Raw genomic sequence first — 19,732 nt, forward strand, 5'->3', positions numbered from 1 at the left:
CTTTAAACTTTTAAATTATGGCATGGGAAGAATGCGTAACATCAATTAGGGCGAACCTTGACCCTAACGCAAAAGAAGTAAATCAGGTAATCTGGACAGGGCCAAACGCACAGGTTACAGAAGAGAATCTGGAAACCGACAGTTTTTCGGCGAGTAAGCCGTTTGCCTTGATTTGTCCAGACCGTCACTGTCAGGATTATGGCGATTTTTCGCCTCAGGCACACGCTTTATGTAACTGTAAAGACGTGAACGGAAACCCAATTCCGGATTGTGTCCCTAAAAATGTATTATATCCTTATCCGAGTGGTGTTTGTTTGAACATCGACAATCCATCGGATTATAGTACCAAACGGGGACGGGCTTGTACTAAGCAAGGCGATAGCTATTATGCATTAACGTGTTTCTGTTGTTGTTCGTGTTATGCGAACGGTACCAAAATTGCTGTTCCGACGGGATTCAAAACGATTGAGTATTTTCAAACGGGAGATGAGGTATTAACCGCATCACTGGCAACAGGATCATTGAAATGGAATACCGGAAAAGTGGCGTATAGTATGGGTACCGGACCAGACGGACACCAGTCGGCCATGGTATATATGCATTATGGTGACGACGATCGTCAGATTATTGTAACTCCGGATCAGTTGTTTTTAATGAGTACCGGAAAATTAAAACGTAGTGATCGGTTGGTTCCGGGTGTGGACGAATTGGTAAATGAGTGGGGAGACGCGGTACCGATTCACGAAATCAGTATCGGAGAATATATAGGTGGAGTGCACCATATTTCTACTGCTGCTGCCTTCGATGGGGTTATAGACGGACACTTGTTATTGTCGGAAGGTGTTGTTTCGGGCGATTTTACCTTACAGGCCAATTCGGGTCAACTTATCGATATGGGTGCAATGGAAGATCATAAAGAATTGCCTAAAATCGGTTCGGAAGAATATGAGAAAAAGTATTCGCAATTATCGAAAGAATACTACGGCGTAATGCATATTACGGCATTAAGCGACGGAAAAAGAGAAAAAGTACAGCGTCCGCAAAAATTCTATCTGCATGGCGAACGTTCGATCACTGTTCCGAATACAGCAGCAACGTATCTGGACGATGCTCAGGCAGCGGACGTGTACAATAATGCACCGCGTTGGAGTTTTGAAGATATTGGAATGAACAGCTCGCTAATAAAATATGTATTGCGTTTGTTTAAAGGGTTTTTCCCGGAAATCAATTTCTATTATGATCAGTCAAACGTGACGCCTAATGCATATGCTTTTGTGTTGATGGATATGCAATACGTGGTGTTAACGGGTGGTTTAACACGTTTAAAAGGAATGGATCAGGAAGGATTATCGTTTGTATTGGCGCATATGATTTCGACGCTTCAAAAATCAAATCCGATTGGGGCTAATGGCTGGACTTCTGTGGCTATGGCCGATTATTACAGTATAGGTTTCCTAATGGATGTTTATTTCGGGAAAAATTTCGGAACCATGTACAATCCTGGAATTAAACAATTGGATACTTCGTTGTTTAAATATATTTCGCCCGAAAATCAGGCGTATACAAACGATCCGTATCACCCTACAGTAGATACGCGTTTCGATGCACTGGATGCAGGTAAAGCAATGGATTTCCCACCTGATGGAATTGGTGGTCCAACAGCCGGTGGATTGAAAGTGGTAGGCGTTAAAGCATTCCCGCCAATGGTAGGGGCGTTTAGTTTTGTGAATCAGGATATTGACGAAGCAGCATCGGAAGACGCATTCCATTTGTTGGTACAAAACAAAGTGGTGACTGTTGATGGTGAGGTTTCTCCGGACTTTACAGTGAATACCGACCTGAACTTTTTATTCCCTCATGTTTCGGATGAAAATCAACGCAGCATGATGATCGAACAGGTTCGCAGTAGTCTGATTCACGCGATGGGACTTATTCAATTGGAATTTAACGACCTTGTTAATCCGGCTTCGGCTTCCAGCTACCACGATTTTACACTCGATCCGGATGCCCGTATCGGTAGTGTTGTGGCCAAAACCAATATTCCTGTCGTGGAAATTGCTGCCGAAATTAAACGTGGTGTTAAATATACGTTGACTGCATCAACGAATGTCCGTTCGTATAACGGATCAACAATTGATTTACAACAACGATCTATTTCTTTTGAAGTCTAAAAGAGAGGATTACTATCGCTGCCGGTAATCTTGCCGGCAGCGATTTTAACTAAAAACCTGAATCTATGGAATTGAATGAACTAAAAGAAATGACCAACATGAACGAGGCTTGTGTGCGGTTTAGCGAAATTTTGGGATCGTCGAAACCTGTTCCGGACGGTGTGTTGTATGCTGCACTTGAGGATGAGGATTATGCACGGAATTTATTACTAGCCCGTAGAAGTCCTGAATTGATGAATATGCTATTGGCCCAACGGACCCAATACAGTCCGAAAACAGTTGTTCCACAAGAAGAAAAGCAAAGCGGCTATACCAACCTGCAATTGCTTGAAAAGCTAGGAAAATCAATGTGGAAATGGGGTTTGGTTGGCTTTTCTACGGTGACGGAAGAGGTTTATAACAAACGACTGGCGGCCTGTGCTTCGTGTGATCAATTAGAAGAAGCCCCCGATCAATTGGTGTATAAAATCAGCTTAAAGAAAAATGAAGATAAACGCACCTGCAAAACCTGTGGCTGTGTTGTGGCCAGGAAAGCAAGGTTAACAAACGATACCTGTCCCCTGGAAGATACCGGAAACCCCGGGTTTAATCGTTGGGGTGAGTAAACACCATCCCTGCAAAGATTCTTTGCAGGGATGGTGTTTTTAATCGATATGAATCGAAAAATACAGTATATTTAAGAAAAAAGTATTTTTCTCTCCACCAGTTGGGAAACTAAAACAAAAAAAAAATCCAGCAAATCTTGAATTTACAGGAATTGAATATCGAACTACCAGTGTAAATTCTGTATTAAGAAGTATGTCTCTTGTAACCAATGGATTAGGGGATATAGATAATAAAAAAATGATAAGAAAACAGCTTATCCCTGTCTGGTAGCCCCACCAGGGATCGAACCTGGATCTAAAGTTTAGGAAACTTTTGTTCTATCCATTGAACTATGGGGCCATTTTATACACTAATTTACAAATTATTCTGAAACAATTAATGATTAATGATGTCTGGAAAATTAAGGCACTTGTTATTGATGGCATCAATACGTATCATGATCATCTTATTGTATGTTTCGATGAGGGTAGCCTGTATCCACCGAGCTTTAGCTAAAGCATAAGGTATAAAAGAATCTGCCCTTTAGGGGCAGATTCAGTAGATAAAACATCTCATTTTTTTAATTAGACAACAATAAAAAGCACAGCCGACAATGCTGTGCTTAAATTTTTATTTCAAATTTAATTGCAATTTCAATAGTAGTAAGAAAAGCAAATAAAGTTTCCACTTCGATTATTATTACATAGTAAATGTAGTGATAAATTCAATACGAAATATGAATTAAATGTTAAAATTCACAAGTTATCCACATTTTATTGTGGATAAGTATTGAGATTTGGGGATAAACTATTTCAATTTCATTCAGAAAGGTATTTCAAAACATATTCTGACAGGATTCTTTTTTCCTCCATGCTGCCTTTATTATCCATGTGACCATGATTGATGGATGTGGGCTGGATGGTCATATGATGCTTTTTTTGTTCTTCTGAAGTAGGAAGGACGCCTTCATCAGCAGGATAGTCATTGGAGCGCAGAGAATAAATTTTCGGTAGGGAAGTTCTTGGCAGAAACATTCTTCGGTTATCCATGGCGATTACTTTATAGACCAGATTAGGGTGTTGGTTGGCAAACAGGGCTGCCATATCGCCACCGTTCGAATGGCCTATTACTGTGAGATGCTTATAATCAAGATCCGGACGGGTCTTTTTAAGCTCTTTAAGAACAAACAGGATATTATCCGAACCATTTTGCCAGAAAGGTCTTCTCACAATCTGAAGGTTTCCTTCCACAGGCAGCAGGGCGTCCGTAGTGAGCTCATGCTGAATACTCACCGTATAATATCCTTTTGAAGCTAATTTTTCCGTTAAGTACGAATACACAAAATAATCGCCTCCTTTGTTTTGACCGTAGCCATGATTGAAGATGACCACCTGCTGGTTGGGAATTTTCCGTTGGGATTCAGGACTGTAAATCGCAACAGGGATTTTACGGGCTCGGCCTGGATCAAATAAAGTCAGAGTGTCCAGCTTGACTTTATATTCATGATCTGAACTGATGTTTTTTTGCATGCTGTGGCAGCCCACTAAAAAAGGAATTGCTAAAAAAGTATACTGTTTATATTTCACGGATGATGTCATTTACTTAATGAAGTACGAATAGATTGTTCTCATGAGTAAATATAGGAGGAATTTTCAGAGCGGCAAAGTGACCGTTAATCGTTCCGGACAGTAGTGGTTTGGTAAGACCATACGCGAGTGTGCCTGTATAGAAAAGCAGAGAGCTCAATGGCTCTCTGCTGATTATTTAATTTTCAAGTTTCTCTTTGATATATTTGGCTGTAAAGGACTTCTTATTTTTCGTCAGATCTTCAGGAGTCCCGGCAAACACAACTTCGCCGCCATGCTTCCCTGCTTCCGGACCAATATCAATGATGTAATCCGCAGACTTGATGATATCAGGCTGATGCTCAATAACAATGACGGAATGACCAAGATCAATCAGCGCCTGCAGAGATTTCAGCAGCTTTTGGATATCGTGAAAGTGCAGGCCTGTAGAAGGTTCGTCAAAGATAAACAGCGTTTTGTCTGTTGTAACTCCTTTTACAAGGAAAGAAGCCAGTTTCACACGCTGTGCTTCACCCCCTGAAAGAGTGGAAGAGCTTTGTCCAAGCTGGAGATATCCAAGTCCCACCTCCTGTAAAGGTCTTAGTTTCGTTACAATTTTTTCTTCATTATTATCCTTAAAGAAATCCAGTGCTTCGTTCACGGTCATATGAAGAATATCGGAAATGCTTTTTTCATCAAATTTAACCTCAAGGATCTCGTTTTTAAAACGGGTCCCTTTACAAACTTCGCACTCCAGTTCGATATCAGCCATAAACTGCATGGAAACATTGATCACTCCTTCACCTTTACATTCGTCACATCTTCCACCATCTACGTTGAAAGAGAAATGCTTAGGCTTATAACCCATCATTTTGGCCACTTTTTGTTTCGCAAAAAGATCACGGATATCATCATAAGCCTTCAGATAAGTGACAGGATTGGAACGTGAAGATTTTCCAATCGGGTTCTGATCGATCAGTTCAATATTTTTAATGAGTTTTTTCGGAAACTCAACGGAATCGTACTCACCCTTTTTACCTCCCATTCCCAACTGGATCTGAATATCATTGGTAAGGATCTCCTTCATCAGGGTAGATTTACCACTTCCTGAAACACCGGAAATAACGACCAGACTTTCCAGAGGAACATCCACATCGATATTTTTAAGATTATTCTGACGGGCTCCCTTAATGTGGATCCATTCTTTTGCCTTTCTTCGTTTTTTGGGAACTTCTATTTCCAGTCTTCCTGTAAGATAATCAGAAGTCAGTGTATGGGCTTTTTTCAGATCCTTGTAATCTCCTGCAAAAACCAGTTCACCTCCAAGGTATCCTGCTTCAGGACCAATATCGATAATATAATCTGCAGCTCTCATAACGTCTTCATCATGCTCAACAACAATGACGGTATTTCCCAGATCGCGAAGATTTTTCAGCACTCCGATCAGGTTTTCCGTATCCTTCGAATGAAGGCCTATGGAAGGCTCATCCAGGATATAAATAGAACCTACCAGAGAACTTCCAAGGCTTGTTGCCAGATTAATTCTCTGACTTTCCCCCCCTGAAAGGGTATTGGACGTTCTGTTCAAGGTTAAATATCCTAAACCTACTTTCAATAAAAACTCGAGCCTTGTCGTTATTTCGTAAAGAAGTCTTTTGGCCACTTCTTTATCGTGTTCAGACAATTTTAATCCGTTAATCAGTGGTGCCAGCTCGTCCAAAGGAAGCTCAATCATAGACTGGATATTATGTCCGTCTACTTTTACCCAGCTTGTTTCCTCACGAAGTCTTAATCCTTCGCAGGTAGGACAAAGGGTTTTTCCACGATAGCGTGAAAGCATTACTCTGTACTGGATCTTGTATAAGTTTTCTTCAAGCATTTTGAAGAAATTATTAATACATGGAAAATTGCTATTTCCATTACCTTTCCACAAAAAGGCTTTCTGTTCTTTCGTTAGTTGATGGTAGGGCTTGTGAATAGGGAAGTCACCGGCTTTTTTGATAAAATCCTTCTTCCATTCGCTCATGGTTTCTCCTCTCCAGCAGACTACCGCATCTTCGTAAACGGATAAAGTCTTATTCGGAACCACGAGATCTTCATCAATTCCGATTACCTTCCCATAGCCTTCACAGGCAGGGCATGCCCCGTAAGGATTATTGAAACTGAAAAAATGAACATTCGGTTCCAGAAATTCTATTCCGTCCAGTTCAAATTTGTTGGAAAACTCTTTCACCTTACCGGTATCCGCGTTCTTTAATGAACAATATCCGCGACCTTCATAAAAAGCCATCTGGATAGAGTCTGCAAGACGCTGTAGAAAGCTTTCATCCTCTTCATACGAAAAACGGTCGATGACAAGATTGATCGTCATTCCTTTTTCCGGAACAAACCCGAAGCTTTCCAGATCTTCAACTCCGGCTACATTTCCATTCACTTCAAGCCTGGTGAATCCTGCAAGCTTTAAAACATTAAGAGTTTCCTTAAAATTGTCCGCATCATATTCCAGTGGAGCGGTGAGCAGGAAAGAGGTGTCTTTTTCAGATGCTTTGATAAAATCCACCACATCGGATACAGAGTCTTTTTTTACTTCTTCACCTGATATCGGAGAGAACGTCTTTCCGATTCTGGCAAATAAAAGCTTCATATAGTCATAGATCTCGGTGGAGGTACCCACCGTAGATCGGGGGTTGGATGAAATTACTTTCTGCTGGATCGCAATAGAGGGAGCCAGTCCTTTAATATCATCTACCTTTGGTTTCTCCAGTTTTCCCAAAAACTGACGTGCATAAGAACTTAAGCTTTCTACATATCTTCTCTGTCCCTCCGCATAGATCGTGTCGAAAGCAAGCGATGACTTACCGCTTCCTGAAACTCCTGTAATCACAATAAGCTTGTTTTTAGGGATCAGGACATCTATATGTTTCAGATTGTTAAGATGTGCATTCTTAACGTAAATCTGTTTTTTAATATCTATTTCTGTCGTATTGGCCATATTTTGTTTATTCATAAAATGTACTGTGCAGGACTAGGGTCTGCCGGTACGATGGTGTGTTGCCACAGATTATTCTACAGCAGTCATCAATTGGACTGTAATGTATTCCTGAATTCATCCGGCAGATAGCATTTTCTACATGATGCCATCAAAAAACACGGCTGAAAAAGAATGTTTTCGCAGTAAAATTAAGACCCACAAAATTACGAATTTTTAGTGAAAATTCTACGCTTCTTTTCATGCTAAAATTTAAAAGAAGAAGATGCAAAATATCTTTCGGATATAAAAATAACCGGGTACCACACAGAAAAAATAAAGCGATTTTTTAGACTTATTGTTTTATTAGTTTTTATTATTGTCGTATTCAAAACGATTGAGGGAGTTTTCTTATGTTTTTTTGTGCAGGTATTGTTTTGTATTTTAAAATTATTTAAAATTGCATTCATAAATATGTAATATAAGAATGAGAAAATTATTCAGAGATCTGGTTACACATTTAATGAGAAAACGATAAAAATTATTCACTTCGACACAAGATGCAGCCTCTTTGCTGCATTTTTTTTTATGACAAGTATCATTTGTCTGTCTTCATGAACTCCCTTACTTTTGAATCCTGTTATATAACGAAAACTACGGAAACGATTATGATCAAAAAGATAGGAAGTGTTTTTTTTCTCGGATCTCTGCTATGGGTGAATGCCCAGGAAAAGACAACAGATATAGAAAACATTGAATTTCAAGGGAAATTTATCTCTACCCCATATAAAAGTGCCAACCAGAATATCACGGTTCTTACCAAAGAAGATATTGCCCATTCTCCGGCAAGGAGTATTGATGAGATCCTCCAGCAGATCCCCGGTATGGATATCAGAAGACGTGGGGCCAACGGAGTTCAGAGTGATATCGGTTTTCGTGGCAGCTCGTTTGAACAGGTGCTTCTTCTGTTGAACGGAATCAGAATGAATGATTCGCAGACCGGACATAATAATATGAATGTTCCGGTGGATCTGGATGATGTAGAAAAAATTGAAGTGATCAAAGGCCCTGCTGCGAGACGCTTCGGTCAGAATGCGTATGCCGGGGTGATCAATATCATCACCAAAACATCTCCGGGAAAGAAAGTGAAAATAAGCGCTGACGGTGGAGACTACAGTACCTATGGATTGGGATTCAATGCCCAGATTGGTAACGAAAAGTTTTCAAATTCCCTTCAGGCGAATTCTGCTGGTTCGCAGGGATATATGTATAATACCGATTACGAGATCAGAAATGTATTCTATCAGGGAAAACTGAATATTAAAAACGGAGACCTGAGGCTACAGGCCGGTTTTTCAGAAAAAAAGTTTGGAGCAAACGGATTTTACGCCTCCAAAAGTGCTACAGAACAGTATGAGGAAACCCAGGCATCCATCGTGAGTGTCGCTCATCAGCAGACCTTTGGAAAACTGAAATTCAATTCAAATGTGTATTGGAGAAGAGGGCAGGACATGTACTTGTATACCCGGCAGAATCCTAAAGGATATAGGAATATGCATATCGGAAATAATGTAGGGGGTGAAATGAACTCCAGCTATCAATGGGGTTTGGGGACAACCGGAATAGGGGTAGAACTGAGAAAGGAATTCCTGGTAAGCAGCAATTTAGGAAACCCTAACCGTTTTGTTTCCCAGGTTTTCTTTGAACATCATTTCTCGTTGCTGGACAAGAAACTGAACATAAGCCCGGGAATTTCATGGGCTAATTATTCTAAAGAAGGAAATTTCTTTTATCCGGGATTGGATGTAGGGTATAATTTTACTCCGAACAGTAAAATCTATGGAAACATAGCAAAAGTACATCGGATTCCCACCTTTACAGAGCTTTACTACGTAAGTCCTACTGAAAAAGGGAACCCTGCGTTACAGCCGGAAAATGCTATTTCCTCTGAAGTAGGGTACCAGTATCAGAATAAACATGTTCTGGCAAAAATCAGTGGTTTTCTAAGAAACTCAAGCAATTCTATCGACTGGGTTAAAAAGAACGCAAACGATAAAGTATGGCTTGCAGAAAATGTTGGCGACATCAAAATAAGGGGAATCGAAGCCGAGCTTAGTCATAGAATAACGGACTGGCTGAAGTATATGGTAGGATACACCTATATCGACAGCCAATATCAGCAGTCTGATGAATTTGTTTCAAGATATATTCTTGATAATCTGAAGCATCAATTGGTTTCAAAGCTGGAAACCCGATTTCTTAAAAACTTTACCAATGAGCTGGTTTACAGGTACAGTGAGAGAATGAATCTGGGGAGCTATAACCTTCTGGATGAGAAATTAAGCTTTGCAAAAAAAGACTATTCAGTGTATGTTCTGGTGAATAATATTACCAATACACAATACACGGAAGCCTTTGGTGTCGAAATGCCGCAAAGATGGTTTCATATTGGTTTTTCTTACACAATTAATATTAAGTAGATATTAATTCGATGTTAATGAAAATTAATATTAACAAATTGTTAAAACATATACATTTGCAAAAATTTTTTATGAAACGGTTATTAGGATTAAGTTTACTTTTGGGCATTTCTTTTTTTAAAGCACAGGAACACGTTTCCAGCTTCAATGCAGTAACCTTAACCTATAAATTTCATCCAAAATTTTTCCTGTATGGGGAAGGCCAGCTTCGGGGTAACGAAGACTATACGTATCCGGATTATTATGAAATAAAAGGAGGCGTAGGGTATAATCTGACCAAAAACCATAAACCTTTCATCGGACTTGGGAGGTATGTCAATTATAAAGAACACAGCCTGAGCCGTGAAGAATTCAGGATGTGGCTTCAGGATGTTATCGACTTCAAAAAAGGGATTGTAAAATTTGAAAACCGTTTGCGGGCTGAGAAAAGCTGGTTTTATGAGCCGAAGATCGACAAGTCATCCCAAAGAATGCGCTATCGTTACCGTCTGAATATAAGTGTCCCTCTGAATGCCAAAACCATCAAGAAAGGAACTGTTTTTGCCAACGTTTATGACGAGATATTCCTTGTAAGTCCCATGAAGCCTACATTTGCCAGAAACAGGGTGTACGGCGGTTTTGGCTATCAGATTGACGAGTATTTTGGGATCCTGACCGGATATCTATGGCAGCGTGAGTTTGAAGCAAAAGGAAACAAAAACCTACACTTTATTTATTTGGCTTTAAACATCAATATAGACGATACAGATCACCATACCAAAACGTATGATTTCCCTGGTGCAGATTAATATTTTTCTATAAGATACCGGTACGCTTTAAGATATTTATTGAACCTTTTAATGTCCTTAGGGGTGAGCTCTCTGTTTACCCTTCTGAGGTCCATATTATCACGGAGGTCATTAAGTTTTACCGCAACGGCTAAGGGCGATCTTTCTGTTCTTTTAACGAACTCATCATAGTCTTCTTCCGGATCAAATTTAGTCAGGCAGCTGACTGCAAAAATAATATATTCCGGAAAACCTTCCGTTCTGAGATAGTCCAGACTGAATTCCAGCGGATGATCTTCCACCACATCATGTAAGACTCCTACAATTTTCTCATCCATTGTTTTTCCATATTCCATTACCCGCATAACATGGGCGATGTAGGGAGCATGGTATTTGTCGGTTTGTCCTTTATGAGCCTTATCGGCAATTTTTATGGCTTTATTTAATAGTTCTTCTTTTGTCATTGCTGATGAAAAATAGAGTACAAAAATAAAAAATGCCCTAAAAACAAAGGCATTTTTATCAGAATTATTTTCTTTTGATTTTACATATTGCTCTCATCCTCTACAGGAGCATTGGGAGCATTGTTTTTTACCGATTCTATTCCGTTTTCCATTCCGTTGTCAGATTCATACATCTGGCTGGTACCAATGATCTGACCGTTTCCGGCCTTAAGGTTGAAATAGCATCTGCCATCTTTGGCTACATTTCTTTCAAATTTAGAATCTTCCTGTGCGTTGGTTTTTACAGAGCCTATTCCATTTTCGCAGGAAGACCGTGTGCTATACCCCTGGCTGGTCAATATAACCTGTCCGTTTCCAGCCTTAAGATTAAACTGAAAATCACCATTTGTTCTTTTTGAAACAATAAATTTTCCCATATGTTTTTTAATTTGAGTTAATCGTTTTTAGTTTTAATAAAAATACTAAAAATATTTAAAACTCCGGATGTTTCCCTAATGAAAACAGGGTATTCAGGTACAAAAAGTAGTGAGGAACTTATTTTTCAATATATACTTTTACGCTTGATCCAAAACAGGACTTTAAAGATTATAGGTATGATCGTACGCAAAAACGCCCCAAAAATGGGGCGTTCAGAATCAAATTTATGTTATAAGACTAATAATTTCCTTTGTTGATATAATGAGCAGCCACCTTTTCAGTTAATGCCACTACATTAGGATGATTTGTATATTTTGTAAACCTTCTCAATCCTGAAAGCATCATTCTCTGCTCATCACCTTCAGCAAAAGAAATAATTCCTTCTTTAGCAGCCACAATGATTTTTTCAACGGCTTTATAAAGGTTCAGCTGAGCCATAGCTGCTTCTACAGAATCAGGAGAGAAATGTTTTTCAGCTCTTAGTACTGCCGATTCTGCCATGTAGATCTGATTAAGGATCTCCGATGCATTAAGCAATAAATGCTGTTGTTTTTCGATATCCATCATATATTTCTGAAGAGCGGCTCCTGAAACCATAAGGAATACCTTCTTAAGATTAGCGATGATCGCTTTTTCCTCACTCATGAACTCTGAGTAGTCAGGAACTTCAAATGAAGGGATTCCCATCAACTCTTTGCTGATTGCCATTGCAGGAGATAAAAGATCTAATTCTCCTTTCATTGCTCTCTTGATCAGCATTCCTACCGCCAATAACCTGTTGATTTCGTTTGTACCTTCATAAATTCTACCAATTCTGGCATCTCTCCATGCAGATTCCATCGGGGTATCTTCTGAGAATCCCATTCCGCCATAAATCTGGATTCCTTCATCAGCTGTATTTTGAGTAAGATCAGAAACGAAAACTTTAAGGATTGACGCTTCTACTGCAAATTCTTCAACACCTTTTAATTCAGCCTGTTGATGGTCCATGCCGCCAGCGACTAATTCTGCAATTTTATCTTCAACATTTTTTGCTAAACGGTAAGAACCCGCTTCACTTACAAAAACTCCGGTTGACATTTCTGCAATTTTCTTTCTGATGGCTCCGAAAGTAGAAATTGAAACACCAAACTGCTTTCTTTCATTTGAATATTGAATGGAATGGTTTAAAATTCTTCTTTGTCCATCAAGGTTTGCAGCTGCTAATTTAATTCTACCAACATTCAATGCGTTCAAAGCGATCTTGAAACCGTTATTTCTTTCGCCTAACATATTTTCAACAGGAACTTTCATATCATTGAAGAAAACCTGACGGGTAGAAGAGGAACGAATACCTAATTTATGCTCTTCTTCACCAAATGTTAAACTGTCCGGATTTTCTAATTCTGAACGGTTGATCACAAAACCGGTGATGTTTTTATCATCATCAATTTTTGCAAATAATGTGAAAGTATCTGCAAAACCGGCATTGGAAATCCACATTTTTTGTCCATTGATGATATAATGTTTTCCATCTTCAGACAATTTTGCTCTTGTTTTTCCTGAGTTGGCATCAGATCCTGCATCCGGCTCAGTCAAACAATAGGCTCCGAATTTTGTTCCTGTAGCTAAATCCGGAAGGTATTTCTTTTTCAATTCTTCACTTCCGTAAAGGAGAGTAGGAAGAGTTCCAATTCCCGTATGTGCCCCATAAGCTGTTGCTAATGAGCCATTTCCTCCGGAAACATAGTCGCAAGCCAACATTGTACTCACAAATCCCATTCCCAAACCGCCATATTCTTCTGGAACGGTGATTCCTAACAGTCCCATTTCCCCTAATTTACGCATTGTTTCTTCTGTCAATGCATAATCTTTTTTCTCAAAACGATCATGTTGTGGAATAACTTCTCTGTCAATAAATTCTTTAGCAGAATCACGAAGCATCTTCTGTTCCTCGTTCAGCTCTTCAAGACTGAAAATTTCGTTTGCAGGAATTTGTTTAATTAGGAATTCCCCACCTTTAAGTATATTGCTCATTTGTTATTATTTTAAATTTTAGATTAAAGAACAAAGAGAAAAGAATAAAGACTTTATAGTACTAAATTTCTTTGAAAGCCAGATATCATTCTCTGTAGTTCTGTTATTTTATTTTCTAGTTTTTCAGTTTTAGACATTTCAAAATAGTCTCTATTTCCTGAAATTATAATTTGAGTTTGCAATTCATAAAGAGAACCCAGACTTATTTCTAAAAACCGGTTAAAGTCTTTATTAGAACTTCTACTAGATCCCTCAGCAATATTTGAAGCGACTGAAACCACACACCTTCTAATTTGAGATTTCAGCCCGAACTCCTCATTTTTCTGAAAACTGTCAGTAGCTACATAAACTTCATCAGCTAATTCAATGGAAAGTTTCCAGATATTTAGATGCTTGAAATTATGTTTCATCTAGTTCTTTTCTCTTTATTCTTTGCTCTTTTAGTCTATTCTATAATAGTTCAAAAATAGAAGCTGCTCCCTGTCCGGTTCCCACACACATAGAAACCATTCCGTATTTATTGCCACGCTTTCTCATCTCGTCAAGAAGCTGAACCGTTAATTTCGTTCCGGTACATCCAAGAGGGTGACCCAAAGCGATGGCTCCTCCGTTTACATTTAGAATATCTGGATTTAAGCCTAATTCTTTTTTGATGGCAACAGATTGAGAAGCGAAAGCCTCATTAAGCTCGATAAGTTCGATATCCTTTAATTCCAGCCCTGCCTGTTTTAAAGCTTTAGGAATAGCGTAGATAGGTCCCATACCCATGATTCTTGGCTCCAATCCAGCTGCAGCATAAGCAACTAATCTTGCTTCAGGCTCCAAACCTAATTCTTTTACCATTTCTTCACTCATTACCATGACAAAGGCAGCTCCATCACTCATCTGAGAAGAGTTTCCGGCTGTTACGCTTCCTCCATTGGCAAATACAGGTCTTAACTTAGCAAGACCTTGCAAAGAAGTATCTGCTCGTGGACCTTCATCTACAGAAAAATCAAACTTTTTAGTCTGCATTTTCTGATTTTCGTCCAGGAAATTATATTCTACAGGAATAGGGACTATCTGGTTGGCAAATTTCCCCTCCTGATTTGCTTTTAAAGCTTTCATATGTGACTCAAAAGCAAACTGATCCTGTTCTTCTCTTGTAATATTATATTGTTTAGCTACTTCCTCTGCAGTATATCCCATTCCCCAATAATAATCAGGATTGGTTTTTGCGATATCTGTTTCAGGAACCGGCTTATACCCTCCCATTGGGATGTACGACATAGACTCTGTACCTCCGGCAATAATACAGTCAGCCATTCCAGCCTGTATTTTTGCAGAAGCAATAGCAATAGCCTCACTTCCGGAAGCACAATATCTGTTGACCGTTACGCCCGGAACTTTGTCCGTGTTCAGTCCCATTAAAGAGATCAAACGGGCAACGTTAAGACCTTGCTCTGCTTCAGGCATTGCATTTCCTACGATAAGGTCATCAATTCTGTTTTTATCCAGTTGTGGAAGCTCTGCCATCAATTTTTCAATAACAGTAGCTGCCATGACGTCAGGACGAGTAAAGCGCAGGGAACCTTTTGGTGCTTTTCCTACTGCTGATCTGAATCCTTTTACGATGTATGCTGTTTTCATTTTTTGTTTAATTAAATTGTTTTTGAAAGATTTTGCCTCGTAGAGGTAAACTGTTTATAGCTTATGTTGTTTTGCAATTTGTGGAGCTCCAGAGGAGCGACCTGTTAATTTTCAATCCATTCAAATACATATTTCGGATCATATTCAATTTCAAATTTTTCCAGAAAATCAAAATATTCTTCTCTGAATGTTTTCTTTTTATGATGGTCTTCCTGGTTTAAAATATATTTTACAACCGTATCAACGCTGCTTTTAGAATAAGAAAAAGCTCCATATCCTTCCTGCCAATTGAATTTTCCATCCATCCATTTTTTTTCATTAATGAATTTTGAAGAACCGGCTTTAATATCTCTTACTAAATCTGAAATTGAAACTGTGGGATTCATACTTACAAGAATGTGCACATGATCAGGCATTGCAAAAACTGCGAATAATTTTTGATTTCTATTGGAAACGATACCTGTAATCAATTTATGTAATTCTTCCCTGTTTTCTCTTGAAATCAGATTTTGTCTTCCTTTGACTGCGAAAACAATTTGAATATAAATTTGGGTATATGTGTTTGCCATAAAAATTAACAGGTCGCCTCTAGGAGGCTTTCTGATTTTTAAAATTATTCAATCGCTATTAACAGTTCGCTCCTACGGAGCTCGCCGTTAGTTTCTCAACGGCTTCCCATTTTGTAACATATACTGAATTCGCTCCAGAGTTTTTCTCTCACCGCAAAGCTGAAGGAAAGTTTCTCTTTCAAGGTTCAACAGATATTGTTCTGTAACGACTGTCGGTTCAGATAAGTTTCCGCCTACCATAACGTTGGCTAGCTTATCTGCAATTTTCTTGTCGTGTTCAGAAATGTATTTTCCTGTTAACATTTGATCTGTCCCTACATAGAACATCCCTAAAGCGTCCTTACCCAGAACTTTTACTCTTTGCTCAATCGGTTGAGTATAGCCTTGCTCTGCCAATAGTTTTGCTACTTTTTTGGCTTCTGCAATCTGTCTGTTTTTGCTTACGGAAACGATATCTTTTCCTTTTTCCAGGATTCCCATATCGTAAGCTTCGTAGGCTGAAGTGGCTACTTTACCCATTGCTATATTCATGAAAGCGTCACGGAGACGGTTGTTTTTAACGTCATCATTATGGAATTCCCTTGATGTTCTTAGGGTAAGTTCTTTCGTACCACCACCACCAGGGATTACACCCACGCCGGTTTCTACCAGTCCGATATAGGTTTCTGCTGCTGCAACAACTCTATCAGCATGCATGGTCATTTCGCAGCCGCCTCCTAAAGTCATTCCATGGGGAGCAACGACTACCGGGATAGAGGAATAGCGCACTCTCATCATTGACTTCTGGAAATAGGCAATTGCCATATTTAAGTCATCCCAATCCTGTTCGATAGCCATCATCAGGATCATGGCAAGGTTTGCTCCTACTGAGAAATTGGTTCCCTGATTTCCGACAACCAATCCGTCATATTCTTTTTCTGCAAGATCGATAGCTCTGTTAAGACCGTCCAAAACTTCACCTCCCAGAGAGTTCATTTTAGAGCGGATTTCAAAGTTGATAATTCCGTCTCCAAGATCTTCGATAGCAGCACCCGAGTTACTCCAGAGTGTTTTGTTCTTTCTGATATTGTCCAGGATAATGAAAGCGTCCTGTCCAGGGATATTATTATAGTTTCCTGAGTTTTTATCGTAGTAGATGCTTTGTCCTTCATCATTTACTTTATAGAAGGTTTCTCCTTTTTCAGCAAGCGCTTTTGCCCAATCTGAAACTTCGTATCCTGCATCTTTTGCCAGTTCGATACCTTTTGCTACCCCTACGGCATCCCAGATTTCGAACGGTCCGTTTTCCCATCCGAATCCTGCTCTCATGGCGTCGTCAATTTTATAAACTTCGTCAGAAATTTCTGGTACTTTATGGGAAACATAGGCAAACAGGGCTCCTAATGATTTTCTATACAGTTCACCGGCTTTGTCCTTACCTACAATTAATACTTTGAATCTGTCAATTGGTTTATCAATCGATTTGGTTAATTCCAGGGTAGGGAATGATGATTTTCCCTGAAGCTCATACTCTAAAGTATCAAGGTTAAGGCCGTGAATTTCAGACTTTCCATCTGCCTTTTTCACTTTTTTATAGAAACCTTGCTCGGTTTTGGAACCCAGCCATTTATTATCCATCATGGTCTGGATATAAGGAGGGAGAGCAAAGACATCATTAAAATCATTGGCTTCTGCGCCGCTTTGGCGTACACCGTTGGCTACCATTACCAAGGTATCCAGACCTACAACATCAGCAGTTCTGAACGTTGCAGATTTCGGACGTCCGATAACGGGACCGGTCAGCTTATCTACATCAGAAACGGTAAGCCCCAGTTTCTGCACATTATGCAGAAGATCCATCATCGAGAATACTCCGATTCTGTTGGCGATGAATGCGGGAGTATCTTTTGCTAAAACGGTTGTTTTTCCAAGGAATTTTGCCCCGTAATTCATATAGAAATCAATGATTTCAGGGTCAGTATCCTGGGTAGGGATAATTTCTAAAAGAGGAAGATATCTTACCGGGTTGAAAAAGTGTGTTCCTGCAAAATATTTTTTAAAATCATCACTTCTTCCTTCTGTTAACAAATGAATTGGAATACCAGAAGTATTGGAAGATATCAATGTTCCCGGCTTTCTGAACTGTTCTATTTTTTCATAGACCGATTTTTTAATATCAAGTCTTTCAACGACAACTTCAATAATCCAGTCCGTATTTTTTATTTTCTGTAAGTCATCATCAAAGTTTCCAACTTTGATTCGATCTGCAAACTTAGGTGAATAAAGAAGTGCAGGACTCGCTTTTTTAAGTTTTTCAAAGTTTTCGGAAGCGATTCTGTTTCTTACTGCCTTGTCATCTTTGGTCAAACCTTTTTTCTGTTCAGCTTCAGTCAGTTCAAAAGGAACAATGTCTAATAATGACACCTCCACACCAATATTGGCGAAGTGGGCTGCGATACCGCTTCCCATAATTCCTGAACCAAGAACCGTTACGTGTTTGATTCTTCTTTTCATTATAATAATTTATTTTCTGTTATTTAATAATTCGTTTGCAATTTTCATGATCTCAGTCATCACATCCTTGAACGTTTCCATTTTCTCTGGAGCAATTTTTTCCATCACCTTTTTATTAAAGTTGACAACGACCTCCTTAGACATGTTTCTGGAATTTAATCCTTTATCAGTAAGCTTAATGATGACCTCCCGTTTGTCTGTGGTCGTTTTTTCCTTATAGATATAGCCGTTATCCTCAAGAAGCTTGATGATTCTCGTTAAAGAGGTGGGTTCTATAGCCATCTTGGGACCAAGATTGGTACTTCGGGTTCCTTCTTTGGGATCTATTTTCAGAAGGGTGAGGGCTTGCACTGCTGTGGAATCATGTTCCTGAGCCAGTTCTGTATACATTTTTGAAACAGCCAGCCAGGTCTGTTTTAAAATTAAATCTACGTTTTCTATTTTCTCTCTGTTATTATCCATCATTTTTGCGCTAATGGTTTTACCCAAATTTAGTAAATATTATGCATGCATAGTATTTATTAACGTTAAATTTTGTTAACAGATTGACAATAAACAGATTAAATTGTATGATTAGCATAATACTATGCATGCATAGTATGTGAAATAATCAAAGAAAATTAGGTATTAATGAATGTTTGTGACTAAATGAATGATTTCTTCAAAAGATTCACATTGGTATTGGGAAGAACCTTTAGTGATGATCCAAAAACGGTTCTGAAATTCAAAATTCAGAGCGGAAAGGTCTTTTTGAAAGTTTTTTTGAAGCAGAGAATACAGCATCTCTTTGGGTACCTGCGGAGCGGAGATGTGTGGGGGGATATAATCGGCATTCATCTGAAACAGGGAAGCATTGGTCAGTTCATCATGCTGAAGTAAAATATCTTCAACAATTCCCGCATAGAGAGTGGAGTTTTTAATATACCATATTTTATCAGCAAATTCCTTAGCGAGCCTCCAGTCATGCGAAGAAAACAGAATGAGTTTATTTTGGTCCTTCGCCAGTTTTCTCAGTGTTTTTAAGATAATGATTTTATTTTTCTCATCCAGATGGGTCGTTGGTTCATCCAGAATGATGACAGGGGAGTTCTGAGTAATGGCCCGTCCTATCAATGCTTTTTGAAGATTGCCGTCTGAAAGATTTTTTAGAAGTGTATACCTGTATTCGTTAAGGTCCAGCTCTTCTATTATATGAGCCACCTCTTCACGGTCTTCTTTCTTGAGTTCAAAATAAAAAGGGTAGTAGATGTATTTCCCTAGAGAAATAAGATCTTCCACGGTATAATGCTGCGGAATAACCGACTTTGAAAAGACAATTGCAATATTCTCTGCAATTTCTTTTACAGAAAGGTTTTTTACATTTTTACCATTAATAGCAATTTCTCCATGTATTAAGGGCAGCTGATGAAGTATAGATTTGATCAGTGTTGTTTTTCCCACCCCGTTATTACCGATCAGCAGACAAACATCACCAAGTTTCAGATTGGCATTAGCATTTGATACTAATGTTTTGTTGTAACCGATGTTTGCGTTTTTGATTTCTAGCTGCATAGGGGCGGTGGTTATACGCAAATGCGTAATATGATTTTACAAAAATAAGATTTAAAT

General features: G+C 38.9%; 15 protein-coding genes and 1 tRNA gene. 4 read left to right on the forward strand and 12 right to left on the reverse strand.

Annotated elements, in window-relative coordinates:
* Positions 1–17 precede the first annotated feature (17 nt).
* Both DRF67_RS15525 and DRF67_RS15530 read left to right on the forward strand, forming a co-directional pair.
* A complete protein-coding gene (locus tag DRF67_RS15525) occupies positions 18–2,171 on the forward strand; it encodes a Hint domain-containing protein (RefSeq protein ID WP_115929213.1) in 2,154 nt (717 codons plus the stop codon).
* A 65-nt stretch (positions 2,172–2,236) separates the two neighbouring features.
* The gene (locus tag DRF67_RS15530) at positions 2,237–2,776 is read left to right on the forward strand and encodes a hypothetical protein (RefSeq protein WP_115929214.1); all 540 of its coding nucleotides are present in this window, start codon (positions 2,237–2,239) and stop codon (positions 2,774–2,776) included.
* Positions 2,777–3,041: 265 nt separating this feature from the next.
* Here the strand turns inward: DRF67_RS15530 and DRF67_RS15535 are convergent.
* From DRF67_RS15535 to uvrA, 3 genes are all read right to left on the reverse strand, one after another.
* Positions 3,042–3,116, reverse strand: a tRNA-Arg gene (locus DRF67_RS15535).
* 458 nt (positions 3,117–3,574) lie between these two features.
* Entirely contained in the window at positions 3,575–4,342 is a 768-nt protein-coding gene (locus tag DRF67_RS15540; RefSeq protein WP_228435825.1) for a S9 family peptidase, read from the reverse strand.
* Positions 4,343–4,520: 178 nt separating this feature from the next.
* On the reverse strand, positions 4,521–7,313 hold the full coding sequence (gene uvrA, locus DRF67_RS15545; protein WP_115929216.1) for an excinuclease ABC subunit UvrA: 2,793 nt from the start codon (positions 7,311–7,313) through the stop codon (positions 4,521–4,523).
* A 644-nt stretch (positions 7,314–7,957) separates the two neighbouring features.
* On the opposite strand from uvrA, the gene DRF67_RS15550 reads away from it, so the two are divergent.
* Positions 7,958–9,769, forward strand: a complete 1,812-nt coding sequence (locus DRF67_RS15550) for a TonB-dependent receptor plug domain-containing protein (protein ID WP_115929251.1) — start codon at positions 7,958–7,960, stop codon at positions 9,767–9,769.
* 71 nt (positions 9,770–9,840) lie between these two features.
* Positions 9,841–10,557, forward strand: a complete 717-nt coding sequence (locus DRF67_RS15555) for a DUF2490 domain-containing protein (RefSeq protein ID WP_115929217.1) — start codon at positions 9,841–9,843, stop codon at positions 10,555–10,557.
* Here DRF67_RS15555 and DRF67_RS15560 read toward each other — a convergent pair.
* The 9 genes from DRF67_RS15560 to DRF67_RS15600 form a co-directional block, all read right to left on the reverse strand.
* Entirely contained in the window at positions 10,554–11,000 is a 447-nt protein-coding gene (locus DRF67_RS15560; protein WP_115929218.1) for a phosphohydrolase, read from the reverse strand. The genes DRF67_RS15555 and DRF67_RS15560 overlap by 4 nt on opposite strands.
* Positions 11,001–11,080: 80 nt before the next feature.
* Positions 11,081–11,416: a YegP family protein gene (locus DRF67_RS15565; protein ID WP_115929219.1), complete on the reverse strand. Its 336-nt coding sequence runs from the start codon at positions 11,414–11,416 to the stop codon at positions 11,081–11,083.
* 238 nt (positions 11,417–11,654) lie between these two features.
* Complete coding sequence (locus tag DRF67_RS15570; protein WP_115929220.1) at positions 11,655–13,433, reverse strand: acyl-CoA dehydrogenase family protein; 1,779 nt, start codon at positions 13,431–13,433, stop codon at positions 11,655–11,657.
* A gap of 53 nt (positions 13,434–13,486) precedes the next feature.
* Positions 13,487–13,843: a four helix bundle protein gene (locus tag DRF67_RS15575; protein ID WP_115929221.1), complete on the reverse strand. Its 357-nt coding sequence runs from the start codon at positions 13,841–13,843 to the stop codon at positions 13,487–13,489.
* A 40-nt stretch (positions 13,844–13,883) separates the two neighbouring features.
* Positions 13,884–15,062 (reverse strand): thiolase family protein, encoded by a 1,179-nt coding sequence (locus DRF67_RS15580; protein WP_115929222.1) that lies wholly within the window; start codon positions 15,060–15,062, stop codon positions 13,884–13,886.
* A gap of 104 nt (positions 15,063–15,166) precedes the next feature.
* On the reverse strand, positions 15,167–15,631 hold the full coding sequence (gene tnpA / locus DRF67_RS15585) for an IS200/IS605 family transposase (RefSeq protein WP_115929223.1): 465 nt from the start codon (positions 15,629–15,631) through the stop codon (positions 15,167–15,169).
* Positions 15,632–15,718: 87 nt separating this feature from the next.
* The gene (locus tag DRF67_RS15590; protein WP_115929224.1) at positions 15,719–18,124 is read right to left on the reverse strand and encodes a 3-hydroxyacyl-CoA dehydrogenase/enoyl-CoA hydratase family protein; all 2,406 of its coding nucleotides are present in this window, start codon (positions 18,122–18,124) and stop codon (positions 15,719–15,721) included.
* A gap of 9 nt (positions 18,125–18,133) precedes the next feature.
* Complete coding sequence (locus DRF67_RS15595; RefSeq protein WP_115929252.1) at positions 18,134–18,586, reverse strand: MarR family winged helix-turn-helix transcriptional regulator; 453 nt, start codon at positions 18,584–18,586, stop codon at positions 18,134–18,136.
* Between the two features lie 165 nt (positions 18,587–18,751).
* Positions 18,752–19,675 carry an ABC transporter ATP-binding protein gene (locus tag DRF67_RS15600; protein ID WP_115929225.1) on the reverse strand — a complete coding sequence of 308 codons (924 nt, stop codon included), beginning with the start codon at positions 19,673–19,675 and terminating at the stop codon, positions 18,752–18,754.
* Positions 19,676–19,732: the final 57 nt, after the last annotated feature.

The organism is Chryseobacterium pennipullorum, assembly GCF_003384725.1.
Classification (GTDB): Bacteria; Bacteroidota; Bacteroidia; order Flavobacteriales; family Weeksellaceae; genus Chryseobacterium; species Chryseobacterium pennipullorum.